Source organism: Pelovirga sp., from assembly GCF_059864205.1.
This window is the reverse complement of the sequence record NZ_JCBCBS010000222.1, coordinates 1-2,320: the sequence shown is the minus strand read 5'-3', so window position 1 is coordinate 2,320 and position 2,320 is coordinate 1. Positions and strand designations below refer to the sequence as shown.

Genomic DNA, 2,320 nt, shown 5'->3' with positions numbered 1-2,320 from the left:
TAAGCGCCCTGCTGACGATAGTTATTACTTATCGCCGGGGCGCTTTTCCTATTTTAGCTCCGGTCAAACTTAACGACAGGAGCAAATCATGGCTACAGTACAATTGACCGACATTATCGACGTAACAGTATTTCAAGACCTTCCCGCTGTAAACTCTCCCGAATTAACCGCTTTTTATCAGTCTGGTATCGTGACCAGTAACCCACTGCTGAACGGTCTGGCGACTGCACCCGGCAAGCTGGCTGAACTTCCCTTCTGGCGTGATCTTGACGAAACCGTTGAGCCGAATCGCTCAAGTGACGATCCGACATCCAGCGCCACGCCGCAAAAAGTCACCCAAGGCGAGCAGATCAGCCGTAAGGTGTTTCTGAACCAAGGCTGGAGCAAATCGGACCTTGCTTCTGAGCTGGCAATGGGGCCAAAAGCAATGGAGCATATCCGCTCCCGTGTGGATACTTACTGGGTCCGCCAGTGGCAGCGCCGGTTGATTGCTGCTGCAAATGGCGTACTGGCTGATAACGTTGCGAATGATAACAGTGATATGGTCTATGACGCGTCTGAGGCGTTGACGGCTAACATCACTGCCAACAGCGTTTTTACCCGTCAGAATTTCACCAGCGCCGCTTTCACCCTTGGCGACCGCGTAGATGGCACACAGGCCCTTGCTGTGCATTCCATGATTTATAAGCGCATGGTTGACAATGACGACATCGACTTCATTCCTGACAGCCAAGGCAATATGAGCATTCCAACCTTCTTGGGAAAACGTGTCATTGTTGATGATTCTATGCCCTATGTCGCCGCTTCTGGGACGAGTGCTCCAAAGTACACTTCTATCCTGTTCGGGGCTGGTGCTTTCGGTTATGGCGATGGCGTTCCTGACGTTCCTGTTGCTGTTGAGCGTCAGGAAGCACAGGGCGACGGTGGCGGTATTGAAACCCTATGGACCCGCAAGACGTGGATTCTGCATCCCTTCGGGTTTAAGCACACAGGCACTCCTGCTGACAGCGCTACAGGTTTCAACCTTGCCGAGCTTGGCGCAGCAGCGCAGTGGGAGCGAGTCGTTGATCGAAAGAACGTACCCTTGGCATTCCTCGTCACCAATGGCTAATTGATCGAAACAGCCGGGGATTAACCTCCCCGGCTTAATCATAGGAGTATGATATGACAAGCGCACAACTGAAAGCGGCCCTTGTAAAACAGCAAGAGATTAGCAACTCTCTTCCTGCAAATACTATCCAGTCGTTAGCTGCTGCTCTTGCCGCCGCAATTGCCAGAATAGAAGCACTTGAGCAGGCATAAAGGAAGCAACCAATGCAATCCATCAAAGAGCAGTTGACCAAACAGATTGAAATCAACAAACAAATTAACCAGCCTACGGAGCCGCAAAGTGATGCAAAACAACCGGCCGTCAAAAAAGTACGCAAAACCCGGCGATCCTGAATACCGCGTTTGGCTATTGCAGCAGAAGCGGAAGAAGCGCAAGGGCGTTGCTGAGGAGCCAGTGAATGAGTGATTTTTACACTCTCCCAGGCATTCCGTCCGACCTTCTGGACAGCGAAGAAGTCGGAAACCGTGAGCTGAAAACTAACGTTGAGCAGTTGCGGCGTTCGGTAGACCCTTCCGGCGCGATCCAGCAGCTCGACAGGTTCCACTTTTCGACGCATCAGGGATACACCTACAGTATCGGCCATGAGTTTGTTTTGTCCGGCACAACACCGCAATATGCAGAGGTTGTCATTGGAGAACGCGAGATCCACTTGCAGGAGCGAAGTGTTATTACAAACTCCTCTGATATTGTTGTCGAATTGTTTTATAACCCGACGGTGACGGTCGGAACACCGGTTGACATTCCAGTCACTCGGTTTAATTTCTCCAAGCCGGCCAGCCATGACGTTGTTGCGAGAATAGTGCAATCATTCACCGGCGGTGAGCTTGCAGGGCGAACTATCATTTATGGTGAAGTCGGAGTTGGCAATACTTCCGTGGGTAATGGCGTTGCGACTGACAGAGAAATCAATTTTCCAGCGGGGGCTACCGTTGGCGTGAAGATACAACGCAGAGCAGGAACCGGAGAATCCAGAGTCAAAATTGACTTTGGTTTTTATGAAATTCATAAACCTTAAAGGTTTTTAGTTATGATTGAACGTCGCGAAAGAACCCTAACTGACAAAGATATTGAAGCAATAGCACAAGCCATGAAAAAAACAGACCACTGCGTATTTGATGAGGAAACGCGGTCACTGTTGCGGATGCTTACAAAAATCTACAGCGACGGGCGTAACGCAGCGATTAAAGGAATTATCGCAATGGTGCTGTT

At 50.2% G+C, this 2,320-nt stretch carries 4 protein-coding genes; all 4 read left to right on the top strand.

The window, feature by feature from the left end; genetic code table 11:
- Nucleotides 1–88 precede the first annotated feature (88 nt).
- Nucleotides 89–1,111: a major capsid protein gene (locus tag AC6F7T_RS13920; RefSeq protein WP_500719820.1), complete on the top strand. Its 1,023-nt coding sequence runs from the start codon at nt 89–91 to the stop codon at nt 1,109–1,111.
- 53 nt (nt 1,112–1,164) lie between these two features.
- Nucleotides 1,165–1,302, top strand: coding sequence for a hypothetical protein (locus AC6F7T_RS13915; RefSeq protein ID WP_500719819.1), 138 nt, complete (start codon nt 1,165–1,167; stop codon nt 1,300–1,302).
- 206 nt (nt 1,303–1,508) lie between these two features.
- Nucleotides 1,509–2,126, top strand: coding sequence for a hypothetical protein (locus AC6F7T_RS13910; protein ID WP_500719817.1), 618 nt, complete (start codon nt 1,509–1,511; stop codon nt 2,124–2,126).
- 12 nt (nt 2,127–2,138) lie between these two features.
- The coding region (locus tag AC6F7T_RS13905) for a hypothetical protein (protein ID WP_500719815.1) at nt 2,139–2,320 on the top strand (182 nt) is incomplete at its 3' end.

Bases quoted from the DNA above. Each gene is read 5' to 3' on its own strand.
- AC6F7T_RS13920 (WP_500719820.1), top strand. From the start codon at position 89: ATGGCTACAGTACAATTGACCGACATTATCGACGTAACAGTATTTCAA.
- AC6F7T_RS13915 (WP_500719819.1), top strand. From the start codon at position 1,165: ATGACAAGCGCACAACTGAAAGCGGCCCTTGTAAAACAGCAAGAGATT.
- AC6F7T_RS13910 (WP_500719817.1), top strand. From the start codon at position 1,509: ATGAGTGATTTTTACACTCTCCCAGGCATTCCGTCCGACCTTCTGGAC.